This is a genomic window from Kitasatospora cineracea, from assembly GCF_003751605.1.
GTDB lineage: Bacteria > Actinomycetota > Actinomycetes > Streptomycetales > Streptomycetaceae > Kitasatospora > Kitasatospora cineracea.
In genome coordinates this window covers 2692269-2712024 of sequence record NZ_RJVJ01000001.1, presented here as the reverse complement: position 1 = coordinate 2712024, position 19756 = coordinate 2692269, and the positions used below count along the sequence as shown (strand labels likewise).

The window sequence follows — 19756 nt, the reverse complement described above, 5'->3', positions numbered from 1 at the left end:
TGTCGATCGGGTTTTCGGGCTGATCTCCCGGCGAGGCCAAGGGATTTCCGGCCCCTCCACCGATCGGTGGACCTAATCTGAGCCGCATGGTCGAGCCCGCCGTCATCCTTCCGTCCGACCCGCTCCTCCCCCGCCGGGTGGACCCGCACTTCGCCTGGGAGGCCCAGGCCGTCCGGGCGGTGGGCGGCGGCCACGTCCTGCTCGACCACGACGCGCTGCTCGCCGGGGACGTCGGGGCTGCCGTCCGCCGCGTCCCGGCCGGTCCGGGGCCGCTGTGGTACCGGGGCTGGATGATCCCGACCGCCCGGTACGCCGAACTCGCCGCGGCCCTAACCGCCCTCGGCCGCCCGCTGCTGACCGGACCGGCCGCCTACGCGACCGCCCATGAACTGCCCGGCTGGTACCGGACGTTCGAACCGCTGACGCCCGCCAGCAGCTGGCTGCCCGGCACCGGCTGGGACCGGCGCGCGCTGGCCGGGGCCGCCGCGGCCCTGGGCGGGCGGGGGCCCGCGGTGGTCAAGGACTACGTGAAGTCCCGCAAGCACGAGTGGGCCGAGGCCTGTTACGTGCCCGAGCTGGCCGACCTCGACGCGCTGGAGCGCGTGGCGGCGCGCTTCGCGGAGCTGCAGGGCGAGTTCCTGGCGGGCGGGCTGGTGGTGCGCCGCTTCGAGCGGTTCGTGCGGGCCGCGGACGGGCGGGCGGAGGAGGCCCGGGTCTGGTGGCTGGACGGCGAGCCGGTGCTGGTCGGGCCGCACCCCGACAGCCCCGCGCACCGGGTCGAACCCGACCTGTCCGCCGTCCGCCCGCTGGTCCGCCTGCTGGGCTGCCGGTTCGTCACCACCGACCTGGCCCTCCGCGCCGGGGCCGGACCGGCGGACGCCGGGGAGCCGACGGCCGGGGCCGACCGGTGGCGGGTGGTGGAGGTCGGGGACGGTCAGGTCAGCGAACTGCCGTCCGGGGTGGACCTCGAGGCGCTGTTCCGGGCACTGCTGGAGGCGTAGCCGGAGCGGGCGGTGCGGCTGCTGTCCGGGTGTCCGTCCGGGTGGGCGGTCGGCGCCGGCCGGCGCTGCTCCGGGATCCGGACGACGGGGCGGGCTGCAACGGGGCGCACGTCGGTGGGGCGCGCCGGGGCGGGGTGGGCGACGGTTCGGCGGACGGCGGGCCCGGTCCCGGCGGGGCGTCGGCCGGTGGTCCGGCGGCGGGGCGGCCGTCCGGACGCGGGCCCGGGGACGAGGGAGCGGCGGGGCCCGCGCGGGAGGGCGGCCAGGGTAAGCGGTCCGGCGCCGACCGCCAGCAGGGCCGCGAGCAGCGCGCCCGTGCCGGGGTAGCCGACGCCGCTCGCCAACGCGGTGCCGACCAGGGGGCCGCAGGCGACGCCGAGGGCGGAGGCGGCGGCGGTCTGGACGGCGCGGCGACCGCTCGGGTCGAGGGCGGCGGCGAGGCCGAGCAGGTGGCTGAGCACCAGCGGGTGGAGCAGGTTCCAGAGCAACTCGCCGGTGGTGAACGCGACCGGGCCGCGGGCCGTGCCGGTCAGCAGGGCGCACCCGGCGATCACCAGGGTGCCGAGTCCGATCGGGAGCGCGCGGCCGATCCTGCTGCCGAGCGCGCCCGCTGCGGTCACGCCCAGCAGGCCGCCGAACAGGGCCAGCGCGAACACCAGGCCGAGGGAGCCCTCCCCCAATCCGGCCTGGCGGTGCCCCAGCTGGCCGCTGATGCCCCAGAGCGCGTTCTGCGCCATCGACCAGAACGGGACGGTCAGGATCAGCGCGACGGCGGCTCCGGTCCGCGTTCCGGCACCCCGCTTCACCGGGTTGCCGCACCGCAGCGCCCGGGCCGGTCCGGACCGGCGGTCGGGGCGTCCGCCGGTCGGGACGGCGGCGGCCAGGGCGGTCAGGGCGAGGGCGGTGAAGGGCGCGGCCGGTCCGGTGCCGAGGTGCGGGAGCAGCAGGTAGAGGCCGGCTGCGGTGCCCGAAGTGGCGAGCAGGGCGCGGACGGTGGTGCGGTGCGGGTCGGGCGCCCCGGCGAGGGCCGTGGTGGCGACGGCGATGGCGGTGCCCGCGCCGAGACCGGCCGTGGCCAGGGCCGCGGCGAGCAGTGGCAGGTGCGGTCCGGTGGCGGCGAGGGCGCAGCCGAGCCCGAGCAGGCCGAGGCCGGTTCGGGCGGTCCGGCCCGGGCCGAGGGCGGTGACCCGCCCGGCGAGCAGGAGTGCGGCGGTGGCGGACGCGAGCAGCAGGGTGCTGCCGAGGGCGCCGGCCTGGGTGGAGGTCAGGCCGAGCCCGCCGGTGAGGCGGCCCACCAGGGTGGGCAGCAGGTAGGCGGGCAGTTGGCCGGCCGCGTAGAGGGCGACCGTGGGCGGCGCGGACGCGCGTGGGCGCATGGGCGTGGCCTCTCGACCGGGTGACGGGGTGGTGCTCCCGTCCCCTCGATCGGTCGCCCGTTCTGTGTACCAGGCGTGCCGCCGGTGGTGGTGGCCGGTGGCCGAGTCGCAACCGCCGAGCGACCCGGTTGCGTCCGGCCCGAGACAGATCCGTGATCGAACGGCCCTTTCACGCCAAGGCCGATGACCCTCGCGCCCACCGTCCCGTACCTGCCGTTCCGCGCCCGCCGGTTCACGGGGGCGGGCGCGGGAGCCGTCGGCCGCGACGGCTCAGCGGATCGACGGATCGACGGATCGACGGATCGACGGATCGACGGCTCAGCCGAGGGCGGGTGTCGGGTGGCCCTCCGCGATGAAGGCGCTCCACAGCTTGGCGTAGGCGCCGTCGCGGTCGAGCAGTTCGGTGTGGGTGCCGTCCTCGACTATTCGGCCGTGGTCGAGGACGACGACCCGGTCGGCTCGTTCGGCGGTGGTGAGCCGGTGGGCGATGACCAGGGTGGTGCGTCCGCCGCTGAGCCGGTCGGCGGCGTGGTTGACGGCGGCTTCGGTGGCGAGGTCGAGTGCGGCGGTGGCCTCGTCGAGGAGCAGGATGTCGGGGTCGACCAGTTCGGCGCGGGCGAGGGCGATGAGCTGGCGCTGGCCCGCGGAGAGGTTGCGGCCCCGGGGGGCGACCTGGTGGCGGTAGCCGCCGGTCAGTCGGGTGATCATGTCGTGGGCGCCGACCGCCTCGGCTGCCGCTTCGACCTCGGCGTCGCTCGCCTCGGGACGGCCGTAGGCGATGGCGTCGCGGACCGTCCCGGCGAAGAGGTAGGCCTCCTGCGGGACGACGCCGAGCCGGTGCCGGTACCCGTCCAGGTCGTAGTCGGTGAGGTCGGTGCCGTCCACCCGGAGGATGCCGCCGGTGGCGTCGTAGAACCGGGCGACCAGTTTGACCAAGGTGGACTTGCCCGCGCCGGTCTCGCCGACCAGGGCGACGGTCTGGCCGGGCGGGATGTGCAGGTCGATGCCGGAGAGCACCTCGGGGTTGCCCTCGCCGCCGCCGTTGTAGGCGAAGCTGACGTTCCGGAAGTCGATCTCGCCGCGCAGCGGGCCGACCGGGACGGGGTGTTCGGCCTGGGGGGTGCTGGTGGGGGTGCGCATCAGGTCGCGGATCCGGCCGAGGCCGACGGCGGCCTGCTGGTAGCCGTCGAAGATCTGCGAGAGCTGGTTGACGGGTGCGAAGAACAGGTCGATGTAGAGCAGGTAGGCGACCAGGGCGCCGATGGTGAGGGTGCCGTCGTCGACCCGGGAGGCTCCGGCGATCAGCACCAGGGCGGAGGCGACGCTGGAGAGGAACTGCACGAACGGGAAGTACAGCGAGATGTAGAGCTGGGCCCTGGCCCGGGCGTGGCGGTAGGCGAGGCCCCGCTCGACGAACCGCTCGGTGTTGGTGTCCTGCCGACGGAAGGCCTGCACGATCCGCATGCCGGCGACGTTCTCCTGCAGGTCCGCGTTGACGGTGCTGATCAGGTCCCGGGAGACCTGGTACTGCTGGGCGGACTTCTTGCGGAACACCAGCGTGGCGATGACCAGCGGCGGGAGCACCGCGAAGACCACCAGGGCGAGGCCGGGGTCGATCACGATCAGTGCGGCGAAGATGCCGAAGAAGGTGAAGACGCTGACCACCGCGGTGACCACGCCGGTCTGCAGGAAGGAGGAGATGGAGTCGACGTCGGTGGTCATCCGCGTCATGATCCGGCCGGTCAGTTCCCGCTCGTAGTAGTCGAGGCCGAGCCTGTTGAGGTGCGCGAAGATCTTCAGCCGCAGCGTGTAGAGGACGCGTTCGCCGGTGCGGCCGGAGACCTGGCTCTCGGTGGCCTGCACCAGCCAGTCGAGCAGGACCACGACGAGGGCCAGCAGGGAGGCGACCGCGACGCCGCCGATCGCGGCCTTGCTGACGCCGTCGTCGATGCCGTGCCGGATCAGGACGGGCAGGGTGAGCCCGGCGGCGGTGTCCAGCGCGACCAGGAGCAGGGCGAGCAGCAGGGGGCGGCGGAAGGGGGCGAGCAGCCGGGCCAGGCCGAACCCGGGGTCGGCGGCCTCGGCCTGTTCGACCGGGATGTCGGGGGTGTCAGTCGCGGGTGCCAGGGCGGCGACCTTGGCGAGCAGTTCGGCGTCCGCGCCGGACTTCTCGTCGACCGGTGCGGCGGTCTCGGCCGCGGCGGCCGGTGCCGTGGTCTCCGCTTCGGCCACCGGGGCGGGGGCGGCCAGCGCCTCCGGGTCGGTGATCAGCGACCGGTAGCGCGGACATCGGGCGGTGAGTTCCTCGTGCGTGCCGAGGTCGATCAGCCGGCCGGCGTCCAGGACGGCGATCCGGTCGGCGAGCTGGAGGGTGGAGCGGCGGTGGGCGATCAGCAGGGTGGTGCGGCCGGCCATCACGCTGTGCAGCGCGTCGTGGATCTCCGCCTCGATCTGCGGGTCGACCGCGGAGGTGGCGTCGTCGAGCAGCAGGATGCTCGGGTCGGTGAGGACGGCCCGGGCGAGCGCGATGCGCTGGCGCTGGCCGCCGGAGAGGGTCAGCCCCTGTTCGCCGACCTTGGTGTCGTAGCCCTCGGGGAGCTCCCGGATGAAGCCGTCGGCCTGGGCGATCCGGGCGGCGGCCTCGATCTGCTCCTCGGTGGCGTCGGGGTGCCCGTAGGCGATGTTCGTCCGGACGCTCTCGGAGAACAGGAAGCTCTCCTCGGGGACGATGCCGATGGCGGCGCGCACCGAGTCGAGGGTGGCCTCGCGGACGTCCTGCCCGAACAGCCGGACCGTGCCGGAGGTGGGGTCGTAGAAGCGCGGCACCAGCTGGGCGACGGTGGACTTGCCGGAGCCGGACGCGCCGACCAGCGCCAGCGTCTCCCCCTGGGCGAGCCGCAGGCTGAGGCCCTCCAGCACCGGGACGCCCTCGGGGACGCTGCCCGGCTCGGGGTGCTCCTCGGCGCGGTAGTGGAAGTCGACCCGGTCGAGTTCGAGCGCGGGGGTGCCGGACGGGGCGGCGGCCGGGTCGAGCGGGCGGGCGTCGGGGGCGTCGGAGACCAGCGGGCGCTGGTCGATCAGCTGCAGGACGCGCTCCACTCCGGCGCGGGCCTGCTGGCCGACGGTGATCACCATGGCGAGCATCCGCACCGGGCCGGTCATCTGCGCCAGGTAGGTGGAGAAGGCGACGAAGGTGCCGAGCGTGACGTCTCCCCGGACGGCCAGCCAGCCGCCGGCGGCGAGCACCGCGACCTGCCCGAGCGCGGGGACGGCCTGCATGGCCGGGGTGTAGCGGGCGTTCAGCCTGATCGACCGGAGCCGGGCGGCGAACAGCTCGCGCGAGACGCGCTCCAGCTTGCCGCGCTCCTGGGCCTCCTGGCCGAAGCCCTTGACCACCCGGACGCCGCCGATCGCGGCGTCCACCACGCCCGCGACCTCGGCGGCCTGCTGCTGGGCGGCCCAGGTGGCGGGGAACAGGCGCTTGCGGCTGAGGGTGGCCAGCCACCACAGGGCCGGGCCCATCACCAGGGCGATCAGGGTGAGCGGCAGGGACAGCCAGAGCATGACCACCAGCGACATGCCGAACATCAGGGCGTAGCCCGTCATCATCGGCAGCATCGACAGCAGGCCGTTGACCAGTTGCAGGTCGGAGGTGGCCCGGCCGACCACCTGTCCGGTGTCCAGCCGGTCCTGCCGGTGGCCGTCGAGCCTGGTCAGCGAGCGGAACAGGTCGGCCCGCATGTCGTGCTGGACGTCCAGCGCGAGCTGGCCGCCGTAGTAGCGCCGGATCTGGGTGCAGAGGAACACCACCGCTGCCGCGACCAGCAGCAGCACCGCCCACGGGGTGAGCGGACGGCTGTGCGTGGTGATCACGTCATCGATGATCAGCTTGGTGATGAGCGGGACGATCGCGGTGACCGCCATGCCCACCAGCGACGCTCCGAAGGAGAGCAGCAGGTTGCGACGGTAGCGCCAGCAGTAGCCGCCGAGTCGGCGGAGCCAACTTCGCTCTGGGAAACCATGAGTCTCGGGCATATTTAGTGATGCTAACCATTCGGCCGGTTGAGCGTCCATCGGATTCGAGGGGCGCATGGGAAGCTGAACGACCTCGGGCCGAGCTTCCTTCCCGTCTCCAGGTTGCCCGTGCTGCGCGGGGGTGCGCCTCGGGCGATCGGCTAGACCTGGATCAGCCGATCGTCCTAGGCGGAGGGTGTAGCCAGCCTCACCCCGGCCGCCCGCGAGGGGGGCCGGCACCCGCCCGCGGGGAGTCGGCCCCCGCCTGCGGGGCGCCGTCGTCCGGCCGGTGGATCAGGCGCCCGGCCGGGCCTGTCCGACCTCTGCGGCGGCCGCCGCGAACGCCCCCTGGGCGAGTGCGCGCAGCAGGGCCGCCATGCTGTCGCGGGCCAGCCCGGAGCGCTCGGGGCCGGAGTCGGCCTGGGCCCCCTGCGCGTTCTGGGCCGGCTGCGGCGCGGCACTGTGCGGGGTGGAGTTGAGCAGGCCGAAGACCGCGTGCACGGCGGCGCGGGCGACCGGCCCCGCCTCCGGCGCGGCCAGCGGCGGGAACGCCTCGCGCACCACGGCGACCCAGAGTTCGACGTAGCCGCGCTGGAGCCGGCGGACCCGGCGGCGGTCGTCCTCCTTGAGGTGGAGCAGTTCGCGGTCGTGGAGGGTGATCAGGTCCCGGTCGTCCAGGGCGAAGTCGATGTGCCCGTCGATCAGGGAGTCCAGCGCGGCGCGCGGCCCGGCGGCCTCGCCCTCGCGGCGGCGCCCCTCGTCGAGCAGGCGCTCGCTGATGCCGACCAGGAGGTCGGCGAGCATCGCGTCCTTGCCCGCGAAGTGCCGGTACAGCCCGGGGCCGCTGATGCCGACCGCCTTGCCGATCTCGTCGACGCCGACCCCGAGGAAGCCGCGCGCGGCGAACAGCCTGGCTGCCTCTTTCCGGATCTGGTCACGGCGTGGGAGCGCGGGGGCGGTGGAGCGGTTGGGCATGCTGCCCATCGTAGACAGTCGGGTTATCGATGGTTAACCTGGCCACAGAGTTAACGCTCATTAACACGGGCTGGCCGACTCGCCCTTCGGCCTGCCCCGATCCGAATCCGAGGGCAAGGGAGCTCTTGGGATGGTCCTCTCTTCGGCACAGACCCCTCCGTGGTCCTCCGCCCCTTCGCGGAGCACCGCGCCGGTCGTCCCGCCGTTCAGCGCCGCCGACGCCCCGGCCCCCCGGCTGGAGGGCACGGTCGACCCGTCCTCCCCCGCCGGGCTGGCCAACGCGCAGGCCCACCGCCAACTGGTCGCCGAACTGCGCGGCAAGCTCGCCGCGGCGGCGCTCGGCGGCGGCGAGAAGGCGCGCGCCAAGCACACCGCCCGCGGCAAACTGCTGCCCCGGGAGCGGGTGGACACCCTGCTCGACCCCGGCTCGCCGTTCCTCGAGCTGGCGCCGCTCGCCGCCGACGGGCTGTACGGCGGAGCCGCCCCGGCGGCCGGGGTGATCGCCGGGATCGGCCGGGTCGCCGGACGCGAGGTCCTGATGGTGGCGAACGACGCCACGGTCAAGGGCGGCACCTACTACCCGATGACGGTGAAGAAGCACCTGCGCGCGCAGGAGGTGGCCCTGGAGAACCGGCTGCCCTGCGTCTACCTGGTGGACTCCGGCGGGGCGTTCCTGCCGATGCAGGACGAGGTGTTCCCCGACCGCGACCACTTCGGGCGGATCTTCTACAACCAGGCGCGCCTGTCCGCCGCCGGGATCCCGCAGATCGCGGCGGTGCTGGGCTCCTGCACCGCGGGCGGCGCGTACGTCCCGGCGATGAGCGACGAGGCCGTGATCGTCCGCAACCAGGGCACCATCTTCCTGGGCGGGCCGCCGCTGGTGAAGGCCGCCACCGGCGAGGTGGTGACCGCCGAGGAGCTCGGCGGCGGCGACCTCCACTCCCGCACCTCGGGCGTGACCGACCACCTGGCGGAGGACGACGCGCACGCGCTCTCCATCGTCCGCACCATCGTGGCCGGGCTGGGCCCGCGCGCCGCCAAGCCGTGGCCGCTCGCCCCGGTCGAGCCGCCCGCGGTCGACCCGGCCGGGTTGTACGGCGTGGTGCCGGTCGACCCGCGCACCCCCTACGACGTGCGCGAGGTGATCGCCCGGCTGGTGGACGGCAGCCGGTTCGCCGAGTTCAAGGCCGAGTACGGCACCACCCTGGTGACCGGGTTCGCCCGGATCCACGGCCACCCGGTCGGCATCGTCGCCAACAACGGCGTCCTGTTCGCCGAGTCCGCGCTCAAGGGCGCGCACTTCATCGAGTTGTGCGACCAGCGCGGCATCCCCCTCCTCTTCCTGCAGAACATCACCGGTTTCATGGTGGGCCGCCAGTACGAGGCCGGCGGCATCGCCAAGCACGGCGCCAAGATGGTCACCGCGGTGGCCTGCACCCGGGTGCCCAAGCTGACGGTGGTGATCGGCGGCTCGTACGGGGCGGGCAACTACTCGATGTGCGGCCGGGCCTACTCACCCCGCTTCCTGTGGATGTGGCCGAACGCGAAGATCTCCGTGATGGGCGGCGAGCAGGCGGCGTCGGTGCTGGCCACGGTGCGCCGCGACCAGTTGGAGGCCCGCGGCGAGCACTGGTCCGCCGAGGACGAGGACGAGTTCAAGCGCCCCGTCCGCGAGCAGTACGAGCAGCAGGGCAACGCGTACTACGCCACCGCCCGACTGTGGGACGACGGTGTGATCGACCCGCTGCAGACCCGGACCGCGCTCGGCCTGGCGCTCACCGCCTGCGCCAACGCCCCGCTCGCCGAACCGCGCCCGTTCGGGGTCTTCCGGATGTGACGCTCCGCCGGACCGGCGCGACCGCCGGATCACCACTCATGACGCATCGTCAACCCGCTCACCGTTCCCTTCGTGACGGAGGAACACCTCTCATGTTCGACACCGTGCTCGTCGCCAACCGCGGCGAGATCGCGCTGCGGGTGATCCGCACTCTCCGGCGGCTGGGCGTGCGGTCGGTCGCCGTGCACAGCGACGCGGACGCCGACGCCCCGCACGTCCGGGCCGCCGACCTCGCGGTCCGGCTCGGGCCCGCCGACCGCAGCGACAGCTCGGCCGCCGAGACGTACCTGCGCGCCGACCTGATCCTGGACGCCGCCCGCCGGACCGGCGCGCAGGCCGTCCACCCCGGCTACGGGTTCCTCGCCGAGAACTCCGCGTTCGCCGAGGCCTGCACGCAGGCCGGGCTGGTCTTCATCGGTCCGCCGCCGGCCGCGGTGGAACTGATGGGCGACAAGATCAACGCCAAGGAGGCCGTCCGGGCCGCCGGGGTGCCCGTCGTCCCCGGCAGCGAGGACGGCTCGCCCAGCGACGAGCAGCTGATCGAGGCGGCGACCCGGATCGGCTACCCGGTGCTGCTCAAGCCCTCGGCCGGCGGCGGCGGCAAGGGCATGCGGCTGGTCCGCGACCCGGCCGAGCTGCCCGCCGAGCTCGCCGCGGCCCGCCGGGTGGCCCGCACCGCGTTCGGCGACGACACCCTGCTGCTGGAGCGCTGGGTCGACCAGCCCCGGCACATCGAGGTGCAGGTCCTGGCCGACACCCACGGCCGGACCGTCCACCTCGGCGAGCGCGAGTGCAGTCTGCAGCGCCGCCATCAGAAGCTCATCGAAGAGGCCCCTTCCGTCCTGTTGAACCCGAGTACCCGCGCCGCGATGGGCGCGGCCGCGGTGCGCGCCGCCGAAGCCTGCGGCTACACCGGCGCCGGCACGGTCGAGTTCATCGTCCCCGGCGGCGATCCCGCGGGACCGGGCGCGGACGACGTCCTCGACTTCTTCTTCATGGAGATGAACACCCGCCTCCAGGTGGAACACCCCGTCACCGAACTCGCCGTCGCCGTGGCCGGGCCCGACGGCCCGCAACGGCTCGACCTGGTCGAGTGGCAGCTGCGCGTCGCCGCGGGCGAGGCGCTGCCGTTCGCTCAGTCGGACGTCTCCTTCCTGGGCCACGCGATCGAGGCCCGGATCTGCGCCGAGGACCCGGAACGGGACTTCCTGCCCACCGGCGGCGAGGTACTGCTGCTGGACGAGCCCTCCGGGGAGGGCGTCCGGATGGACTCCGGAATCGCACCCGGTGACCGGATCGGCAGCCTGTACGACCCGATGCTCGCCAAGGTGATCGCGTACGGGCCCGACCGCCCGACCGCGATCCGTCGGCTGCGGGCCGCACTCGCCGAGACCCGCATCCTGGGCGTCACCACCAACACCGGCTACCTGCGCCGGCTGCTGGCGCAGCCCGAGGTGGCGGCAGGGCGGCTCGACACCGGCCTGGTGGAACGCAGCGCGCAGCAGGACGCCTCCCTGCTGAGCTCCCCGTACACCCGTCCCGGATCGGTCGACCTGCTCCACTTCGCCGCCGCACTGCTGCGGCAGCTCGAACTCGGCCGCGCCAACGCCTCCGACGGCTGGACCGACCCCTTCTCCCTCCCCTCGGGCTGGCGGCTCGGTGGCGAGGCCGCGTGGACCACGCACCGGCTCCGGCTTCCCGGCCGCGAACCGGTCACCGTGAGCTGCCGAATGACTACCAGTGGTGAAATCGAGAGCGCTATCGGTTTTTCCGCGGCGGCCTCCCCCGACTGGGAGGTGCGGCTGGACGGCGGACCCGTCCGGCGGGCCCGCGCGACCCTCGACGGAGACCTGCTGCGCCTTGCGGTTGACGGGCTGCAGGCCACTTTCACGGTCGCTTCGGAGCGCACCGCGGACGGCGTCGTCCACTGGCTCGGCATCGACGGGGACGCCTGGCCCGTTCACCCGTTCGATGCAATCGCCGAGCGCGCCGCGGCCGGCACCGCCCACCACGGCACCCTCACCGCGCCGATGCCCGGCACCGTCACCGTGGTCAAGGTCGAGCCCGGCGAGCAGGTCCGCCGGGGCCAGGCCCTGCTGGTGCTGGAGGCCATGAAGATGGAGCACGTCATCTCCGCGCCGCACGACGGCACCGTCGACGACCTCCGGGTGGCGGCCGGCGCGACCGTCGCCATGGACGCGCCCCTGGTGACCGTCACGGCCGCCGAGGACCCGTCCGTCCCCGCCGAGCCCCTCCCGGAGGCGGTCCGATGAACGCCACCCCGTCCGAACCGGCCACGGCCCGCGCGACGGCAGGAGCGGCCGGGACGGCCGAACCGACCGTGCTGGAACTCGGCCTGCCGCAGCCGGTGCGCGACCCCGGGCTGCCCGCGCGGGTCCGGATCCACGAGGTCGGCGCGCGCGACGGGCTGCAGAACGAGTCCGCCCTCGTGCCCGTCGAGGTGAAGGCCGAGTTCATCGCCCGGCTGGCCGCCGCCGGGCTGCGCACCGTCGAGGCCACCAGCTTCGTCCACCCCAAGTGGGTGCCGCAGTTGGCGGACGCCGAGGAGCTGATGCCCCGGCTGGCCGACCTGCCCGCGCGCCACCCGGGCCTGCGGCTGCCCGTGCTGGTGCCCAACGAGCGCGGGCTGGACCGGGCGCTGGCGCACCACGCCGGCGAGGTCGCGGTGTTCGCCAGCGCCACCGAGACCTTCGCCAGGCGCAACCTCAACCGCTCGGCGGACGAGGCGATGGCGATGTTCCGCCCGGTGGTCGAGCGCGCCACGGGGGCCGGGATCCCGGTGCGCGGCTACCTGTCGATGTGCTTCGGCGACCCCTGGGAGGGCCCCGTCCCGGTCGACCAGGTGGTCCGCCACGGCCTGGCGCTGCTGGAGATGGGCTGCGCCGAGCTGAGCCTCGGCGACACCATCGGCGTCGCCACCCCCGGCCACGTCAACGCACTGATCGACGCGTTCACCCGTTCCGGCGTGCCGGTCGGACAACTGGCCGTGCACTTCCACGACACCTACGGGCAGGCGCTCGCCAACACCCTGGCGGCGCTGCGCTCCGGCGTGACCGTGGTGGACGCGTCGGCCGGCGGCCTCGGCGGCTGCCCGTACGCCAAGAGCGCGACCGGCAACCTGGCCACCGAGGACCTCGTCTGGATGCTGCACGGCCTGGGCATCGAGACCGGCGTGGACCTCGCGGCACTCGCCGCGACCAGCGGCTGGATGGCCCGTCACCTCGGTCGCCCCAGCCCGTCGAGGACCGTCCGCGCCCTGCTCGGGCCGACGGCCTGATCCCCGACACCCTCCGAACTCCCCACCTCCACCAGGCCCACCAGGCCGCGATCCCGGGAGGATCAGCCGTGCTCGACCACCGCCTGAGCAGTGAGTACGAGGAACTCCGCAGCACCGTCGCGGAGTTCGCCAACGATGTGATCGCGCCGAAGATCGGCGAATACTACGAGCAGAATGAATTCCCGTACGAAATCATCCGGGAAATGGGGCGGATGGGCCTGTTCGGGCTGCCCTTCCCGGAGGAGTACGGCGGCATGGGCGGCGACTACTTCGCGCTCTGCCTGGTCCTGGAGGAGCTGGCCCGGGTCGACTCCTCGGTGGCGATCACCCTGGAGGCGGCGGTCTCGCTCGGCGCGATGCCGATCCACCTCTTCGGCACCGAGGAGCAGAAGCGCGAGTGGCTGCCGAAGCTGACCTCCGGCGAGGTCCTCGGCGCCTTCGGCCTGACCGAGCCCGAGGGCGGCACGGACGCCGGGGCGACCCGGACCACGGCGCGCTACGACGAGGCCACCGACGAGTGGGTGATCAACGGCAGCAAGTGCTTCATCACCAACTCCGGCACCGACATCACCGGCCTGGTCACCGTCACCGCACTGACCGAACCGATCACACATTCGAGTGACGGATCGTCAAATCACTCGCCCACCAGGGAAATCTCCTCCATCATCGTTCCCACTGGGACTCCCGGGTTCCAGGTGTCGAAGAAGTATTCGAAGGTCGGGTGGAACGCCTCCGACACCCGCGAACTGTCCTTCACCGAATGTCGAGTACCCGCGGCCAACCTGCTGGGACGCCGAGGCCGCGGCTACGCCCAGTTCCTGCGCATCCTCGACGAGGGCCGCATCGCCATCGCGGCCCTGGCCACCGGCCTGGCCCAGGGGTGCGTGGACCAGTCCCTCTCGTACGCCGGCACCCGCCGCGCCTTCGGCCGGGCGATCGGCGCCAACCAGGTCATCCAGTTCAAGCTCGCCGACATGGAGACGCGCGCGCACATCTCCCGCCTGGCCTGGCGGGACGCCGCCTCCCGGCTGCTGCACTCCGAGCCCTTCAAGAAGGAGGCAGCCATCGCCAAGCTGTACGCGTCCGAAGCCGCGGTCGACAACGCCCGCGAGGCGACCCAGATCCACGGCGGCTACGGCTTCATGAACGAGTACCCGGTCGCCCGCATGTGGCGCGACTGCAAGATCCTGGAAATCGGCGAAGGCACTTCGGAGGTCCAGCGGATGCTCATCGCACGTGAACTCGGCATGACGTCCTGAACCACACCGTTCAGGGCAGGAACGGGGGCAGGGCCGACGCCCCGGCGTCCTTGTCGATCTGGTCGTAGCGCTCCAACGCCAGTTGGAACGCCGTCGGTTGGATCCGCACCGCGCCGGAGAACGGCCCGCTCATCACCGCCACCATGCTCACCCCGAACGCCACGGAGGCGCCCACGAAGCACATCAGCACCAGGTTCCGCGGGTTGGAGGTCAGCCCGATCACCGAGGGGGTCGCCAGGACGAACACCGCCCCCACCAGCAGGCCGCCGATCGCCAGGACGGGCACCGACGCACGGAGATCACCCAGCCGCGCGTTCCGCTTGGCGTTGACCTCGGACAGGCTCCGCAGCACATCGGTCCGAGCACTCGCCTCGACCTGGCTGTGCACCGCGGCCCGGTCGACCGCGGCCCGCACCTGGTCGACCGCCCGCCAGGCGGCCTGACTCCCGGTGCCGTGCTGCATGGCGGCCCACTCGTCGTCGATCACCACCCTGGTGTAGGACCGCAGCCTGTCCCGCACCACGGGCCGATCGACGTCGGGCAGACCGCCGGCGGTCCAGTACGCCTCCGTGAGGGCCCGCGACTCCTCGTAGGTGTGCTGGCGCGCCGAGTTCAGCTGCTGCCAGGTGCCGGCGATGCTGAACCCCAGGAAGAGTGCGAAGAAGCCGAGGATCGCCGCCCCGGCGAAAGACATCGCCTGCGGTGTCGTCGCCCCTTCCCGCGCCCGCTTGGTCCGCCCCAGCAGCAGGCCGATGACCAGCGCCAGCACCGCGCCCGACACGGCGGCGACGGCAACGGTCAGCATCTCGGCCCGGCCGCGCTCGTGGCCACGCTCTGGCTGCTGCCTGCGTTCATGTCCGTGGCTGCGGGTGTGGGTGTGGGTGTGGCTGTGCCCGGCTTCGTTTCCGTCTCCGTATCCGGCTTCGCAGTTCCGTTCGCCGTCATCACCACCGTCCCCGCCGTCCCCGGGTCCGTACGGTGAACGCCGCTGCCAGGACGCACAGCACCGGGAGGACGATCGCCAGCAGCAGCATCATCACCTCGGTTCCGTCCCAGGTGTCGTCCTCCTCCCCCGGGGGCCAGTCCTCCTGCGCGAACTGGCTCTCCGCCTGCCCGCCCGCGGTCCGGCCCACGGCGGGCGCCGACTGCGGCCGGCCCGCGGCGGCACCGGACTCCTGGCCGGCCGGCCGGCTCGGGCCGGATGCAGTGGCGGCTGTGGCTGCGGCGGCTGCTGCTGCGGTCTGGTTGCCCGTCGTGTTCGTTGTCGCCGGGTTTCCGGAGAGGAGGTTTGCCGTGCCGGACGGTCCCGGTGCGGCGAAGGGTGAGGCGGGCCTGGCGAAGGCGGTTCCGCCCGGCAGCAGGGCCGGGGCCTGCCCGGGGAGGAACGGCGCGAGTAGCTGCCCCGCCAGGGCCTGGGCTCCCGCCGCGGGTTGCGCCTGCGCTGCGGCGGGCTGCTGTCCGACCCCGGCAGCCGCCGGGCGGGTGCCGGGCGGGACGGAGACCGGGAACAGCCCCGGTGGGACGGCGTCACTCGACAGGCTCGGGGGTGTGCCCGAGCCTGTGGTGCCGCCGGTCCCTGTCGTGCCCGGCCCCGAGTTCGACCCCGGGCCGGTTGCAGGGCCGGAGCCGGACACGGTGCCGGTTCCGATTCCGGTGCCGGTGCCGGTGCCGGTGCCGGTGCCGGTGGTCGAGCCAGGTCCGATGCCGGTGCTGGCGCCAGGGCTGGAGCCAGCACCAGTGGCCGGGCCGGCCGGTTCCGGGGTGGGCGGGGTCGGTCGTAGGCCGTCGTAGGCGCCGTCCGCCTCGGCGGAGACCTGGCGGGGTGCTTGGCGGGTGCCGTCCGGGCCGACGGTCGCGTCGTCCGCCAGGCCGTCGGCCCGGGCCCTGCCGGTCTGGCGTCCCGGACGGGCGGTGCCGGCCGCGCGACAGTCGACGGCCTGTCCGGGAGCGAGGGTGCGCCCGCCGTCGGGGCCCGCGCAGTTCACCGCGCCCAGGCCGGGCAGCCCCTCGGTGATCGAGGCTCCGGTGATCGGGACATCGCCGAACGCCTCCAGGCGGTACTGGAGTTCGATGGTTCCGCCGACGTCGGACACCAGGCCGGGCGCGGCTCCGGGCAGCGCCCGGGTCGATGCACCGGGCCGGGTCGCTGCGGCCCCGGAGGCAGGCCCGGCCGCGGGTTCGGTGGTGCCGGGCGGGGACGTCCGGGGTGCGGACCGGTGGGATAGGCCCGTGCCCGAGGGGGTGCCCACCCGGGTGAGGCGGAGGCCCGCGGTGATGCCCAGGTAGCCGGCGGATGCGTCGGCGTGCGCCTGCGGCAGGTGGTCGGGGGCGTCCGCGACCGCCGCGACCTGGGCGGCCTGCGGACCGGCCGCGGCGGTGAAGGTGGCGGTGCAGTCGAGGGCACCACCGGGCGGGATGCTCCGGTCGGCCCCGCAGGCGAGTCGTCCGCCGGGGAGCTGGGGGTCACTCAGCAGCACGCCGCCGAGCGGGTACTCGGCGTGGTTGCTCAGGTGGTAGGTGCGGGTGGCGGGCTCCCCGGCCCGGAGCCGCACGCCGGGGTCGGTGCTGGCGTTGGTGCTGACGCTCAGCCTCAGCTCGTCGTGCACCTCGCCGCCGCGGGTGGTGCCCGGTTCCGACGTCCAGGTGCCGAGAAGGGCGGGGGCCAGCAGCGCGATCCCGAGCACGGCAGGCACGGGGCGGCGGAGCGCGGCTGCGGGGGCCCGCCATCCGGCGGTCAGTACGTCGATATGACGATTGGTCACTTCGGCATGATCGATCAGGGAATCGGCCGGTCACCGGTACGGCGCACCGGGGCGGGCGGGAACGACTCGATCGGCCGATACCGCCGGATTGTCCTCCGGTCACCCCCAGTCGCTGCCGGGAGCCAGCAAGGACGGCCGGAAATGGCCCCGCCCGGCACGGCGGCGCGCCACCCAGCAGCCCGGCAGCGGGCGAGGGCGGGAAGGGGATCCAGGGCGGCCGACCGGGCCTGCCCGCGCCCGGCACGACACGACACGACACGGCAGGGCGCGGACCGGCCTCGGCGGGGCGGGCAGACAGGCAGACAGGCAGACAGGCAGACAAGCCGGTCAGGGGATGACGATCACCGGGCGGTTGGCGCGGCGGGCGAGTCGGCCGGAGACCGAGCCGAAGATCTTGCCGAGCAGGCCGTGGGTGCTGCCGACCACGATGGCGTCCGCGGCGTACTCGCGGCCGACTTCCTCGATCTCGTGGCAGATGTCCCCGCCGCGTTCGACCAGGATCCAGGGGACGCCGGAGAGGAAGTCGGCGCAGGCGAGTTCGAGGCCGAGGATCTCGGTGCGCTGGTCCGGGAGGTCCACGAAGACGGGCGGCTCGCAGCCGGCCCAGACGGTGGTGGGGAGCCGGTTGGCGACGTGCACGATCACCAGGCCGCAGCGGGAGCGGCGGGCCATGCCGACGGCGTACGCCAGGGCGCGCTCGCTGGAGAGCGAGCCGTCGAAGCCGACCACCACGCCGTGCTGGAACTGCGGGTCGCAGGCGCGCGAGCCGTGTTCCTGGAGCTGCGGTTCGCCCTCGCCGTCGCGGCGGCCCACGGTGGGACGGGATCGGTCGGTCATCGCGTCCTCCGCAGTACCGGGTCGAGGTCCGACGACGGCGTCCGCCGCCGTTCCGGGGCGGTCGCTCCCGGAGGTGTCACGTCGTTCAGGGGTGCCGGGCACCGGCCCGCCGGAACCGGGGCCGGGGTCGGCAGGCCGGGTGTCCGGGGGGCGTGGGTGATCGGCGGGCGGCGGGGCACCCGGCTTCCCGACAGCGGACCTGCTGTCGGGCGGGCTGCCGTGGGCAGAAGCGGAAGGCTCTTCACCGGCCATGGCTCAAAACTCTTCAACTGGAACGGACCTACGCAGGGGGAGGCGACGGCGGACCGCCCGGTCCCGGTGGCAGGAACGGCAGCGGTGGCGATGCGTCCGCGAACGACTACCACCGTTGGCGACCTGTGCCTTTCAGAGTACGGCTCGGAACGGGCCCCGCCCAGTGACGGCGCCCTCGTGCGATCAGGTTCCCGCGTGTGGGGGAAAGACGCGCTCCGTCGTGCGCCCCCTCGCGGCGGGTTCCCAGGAGCTTGACCGACGACACGCGATGTGCGCAACAGTGCGCCGACACAACGTGACCCGACTGTCATCGCCCCTGCCCGTGGGCGGTGCACGGCAGTTGTCGTCTCGACCGCACCCGGCCCGCTCCCGGTTCGCACCCGGCCCGCACCCGGCCCGCTCCCGGTTCGCGCCCGGTTCGCGCCCGGCCCGCATCCGGCCCGCACCCGGCCCGCACCCGGTTCGTACTCGGCCGTCGCCAGGCGTCACCAGGCAGGCGCCCGGGTCCTGCCCGGTTCGCGCCGTGCGGCACGGCGGCGGTGCCGGTCCGGCGATACGGCGAGCGGGGCCGGGGTTCCGCGTCGCGGGCGGGGCCTTTTGGGATCATGGTCCGGGTTGGGTGCGTAGCGGCCGGATTCGGCCAATTCGCGGAATTTCCCTCCACCTTTGGCAATTGCCAGGTGCATACGTGGCGGCCGCTGGCAGCATGCTCGGCATGCCGCTGCTCCTGCTCGACCTCGACAACACCCTGCTGCCCAGGGACGCCGCGTTCCGGGCCTGGGCAGGGGACTTCCTCACCGAGAACGGCCTGCCCGCCGGGGACCTCGACTGGCTGGTCATGCTCGACGGCAGCGGCTACGTACCGCGCAGCACGGTACTGGGTGCGGCGAGGCGTCGCTACGGCATCGACCGGTCGGTGGAGTCGATGCTCGCGCACTACCGGGACGGCATCAACTCGCACATCCAGTGCCCGGATTCGCACGTCGCGGCGCTCCGGGAGGCGCGCGAGGCGGGCTGGACGCTGGGGATCGTCAGCAACGGCGGGACGCTGCCCCAGTTGGAGAAGATCCGGCTGACCGGGCTCGCCCCCCTGGTGGACGGCTGGGTCATCTCGGAGGAGGCCCGCTGCCTGAAACCGGATCCGTTGATCTTCGAGATCGCGGCGCGGCGGTGCGACTTCCGGCCGGCCGGGGACTGGAAGGCGCAGACCTGGATGGTCGGCGACTACGGCCCGGCCGACATCGCGGGGGCGGCCGCGACGGGGCTGCGCAGCGCGTGGCTGCACCACGGCCGGCCGTGGGCGGAACGGGCCTACCGGCCGACGGTCAGCGCGCCGAGCCTGCCGGAGGCGGTGCGGGTGATCCTCGCCGCGGGCGAACACCCGGCTGCCGGACGGGGATTCGCCGCAGCTGCGACGGGACGGCCACAGCGGTCGCGCGGCCAACTCGCCATCCCCGCCTCCCGGCTGGCTCCGCTGCCCGTCAAGGCCGCCAAGGCCGGCCAGTCCACTCAGGCCCCCCAGACGGTCCAGTCAGTCCAGTCGGTCCAATCGACTCCGGCCGCCAAGGCCGCTAGCACGCCGCTCGCCCAACAGGTCCCGCTGGTGAAGGCCCGGCCGCTTGCCCCGATCGAGTCCGCCCAGGCCCGCTGGGGCGACGCCGCGGCCGCCGCGGGCTGACCCCGGCCGCCCGATCGCCCTGCCGCAGCCCCGGAGTTCCGCCGCCGGGGCAGCCGTCACCGCTCCGCACGGGGGCGCTCGAAGCAGCCATCCGTCAAGCAGAACAAGGCAGTTGACGCTACGTCATTCGGCTGAGTCCGCGCCGCACGGCAACCCCGGAGCGCTCCCCCGCCGTCTCCGTACCGGGTCCGGTCGGGCGGTGTCGGCGCGCGGCACCCGGCGGTGGGGGCCGGAGCGGGTGCGGGCCGGGCGGGCGCTCCGCGAGGAGGGGCCGGATTCGGACGAATGTGCGGCGGTGGCGCCGGCGGGGCGGGGCGTCCGGGGCGGGGGTGGAGCGGCGCGGCGGCCGGGGCGGGTGGGGGCAGTGATGCTGGTGGGTCAGAACCGGAACTGCGGGGCCGAAGTGACTGAGCGTGAGGTGGGAGGCGTTCAGGAGTGGCCGGTTCAGGCCGGGCCGGGGGGCTGAC

At 74.0% G+C, this 19756-nt stretch carries 12 protein-coding genes; 6 read left to right on the top strand and 6 right to left on the bottom strand.

The window, feature by feature from the left end:
- Positions 1-86: 86 nt before the first annotated feature.
- Complete coding sequence (locus EDD39_RS12445) at positions 87-1001, top strand: ATP-grasp domain-containing protein (RefSeq protein WP_123555595.1); 915 nt, start codon at positions 87-89, stop codon at positions 999-1001.
- Here the strand turns inward: EDD39_RS12445 and EDD39_RS12440 are convergent.
- The 3 genes from EDD39_RS12440 to EDD39_RS12430 form a co-directional block, all read right to left on the bottom strand.
- Positions 935-2377: an MFS transporter gene (locus EDD39_RS12440; RefSeq protein WP_208765489.1), complete on the bottom strand. Its 1443-nt coding sequence runs from the start codon at positions 2375-2377 to the stop codon at positions 935-937. The two genes, EDD39_RS12445 and EDD39_RS12440, sit on opposite strands and share 67 nt — an antisense overlap.
- A gap of 318 nt (positions 2378-2695) precedes the next feature.
- The gene (locus EDD39_RS12435) at positions 2696-6412 is read right to left on the bottom strand and encodes an ABC transporter ATP-binding protein (protein ID WP_123555593.1); all 3717 of its coding nucleotides are present in this window, start codon (positions 6410-6412) and stop codon (positions 2696-2698) included.
- 273 nt (positions 6413-6685) lie between these two features.
- On the bottom strand, positions 6686-7366 hold the full coding sequence (locus EDD39_RS12430; RefSeq protein WP_123560379.1) for a TetR/AcrR family transcriptional regulator: 681 nt from the start codon (positions 7364-7366) through the stop codon (positions 6686-6688).
- Positions 7367-7496: 130 nt separating this feature from the next.
- Here EDD39_RS12430 and EDD39_RS12425 point away from each other — a divergent pair, with 130 nt between their 5' ends.
- The 4 genes from EDD39_RS12425 (at position 7497) to EDD39_RS12410 (ending at position 13760) form a co-directional block, all read left to right on the top strand.
- On the top strand, positions 7497-9203 hold the full coding sequence (locus EDD39_RS12425; RefSeq protein ID WP_244256696.1) for a carboxyl transferase domain-containing protein: 1707 nt from the start codon (positions 7497-7499) through the stop codon (positions 9201-9203).
- Positions 9204-9295: 92 nt separating this feature from the next.
- Entirely contained in the window at positions 9296-11476 is a 2181-nt protein-coding gene (locus EDD39_RS12420; RefSeq protein ID WP_123555591.1) for an acetyl/propionyl/methylcrotonyl-CoA carboxylase subunit alpha, read from the top strand.
- Positions 11473-12501, top strand: a complete 1029-nt coding sequence (locus EDD39_RS12415) for a hydroxymethylglutaryl-CoA lyase (RefSeq protein ID WP_123555589.1) — start codon at positions 11473-11475, stop codon at positions 12499-12501. Before EDD39_RS12420 ends, EDD39_RS12415 begins: the two co-directional genes overlap by 4 nt.
- 68 nt (positions 12502-12569) lie before the next feature.
- A complete protein-coding gene (locus tag EDD39_RS12410; protein WP_030462097.1) occupies positions 12570-13760 on the top strand; it encodes an acyl-CoA dehydrogenase family protein in 1191 nt (396 codons plus the stop codon).
- Between the two features lie 10 nt (positions 13761-13770).
- On the opposite strand, the gene EDD39_RS12405 is transcribed toward EDD39_RS12410, so the two are convergent.
- From EDD39_RS12405 to EDD39_RS12395, 3 genes are all read right to left on the bottom strand, one after another.
- Entirely contained in the window at positions 13771-14565 is a 795-nt protein-coding gene (locus EDD39_RS12405; RefSeq protein ID WP_123555587.1) for a bestrophin-like domain, read from the bottom strand.
- Between the two features lie 139 nt (positions 14566-14704).
- Complete coding sequence (locus tag EDD39_RS39495; RefSeq protein WP_162870000.1) at positions 14705-16522, bottom strand: hypothetical protein; 1818 nt, start codon at positions 16520-16522, stop codon at positions 14705-14707.
- A 327-nt stretch (positions 16523-16849) separates the two neighbouring features.
- On the bottom strand, positions 16850-17359 hold the full coding sequence (locus tag EDD39_RS12395) for a universal stress protein (protein ID WP_030462094.1): 510 nt from the start codon (positions 17357-17359) through the stop codon (positions 16850-16852).
- 940 nt (positions 17360-18299) lie between these two features.
- Between EDD39_RS12395 and EDD39_RS12390 the strand changes: the two genes are divergently transcribed.
- Complete coding sequence (locus tag EDD39_RS12390) at positions 18300-19289, top strand: HAD family hydrolase (protein WP_244256695.1); 990 nt, start codon at positions 18300-18302, stop codon at positions 19287-19289.
- Positions 19290-19756: the final 467 nt, after the last annotated feature.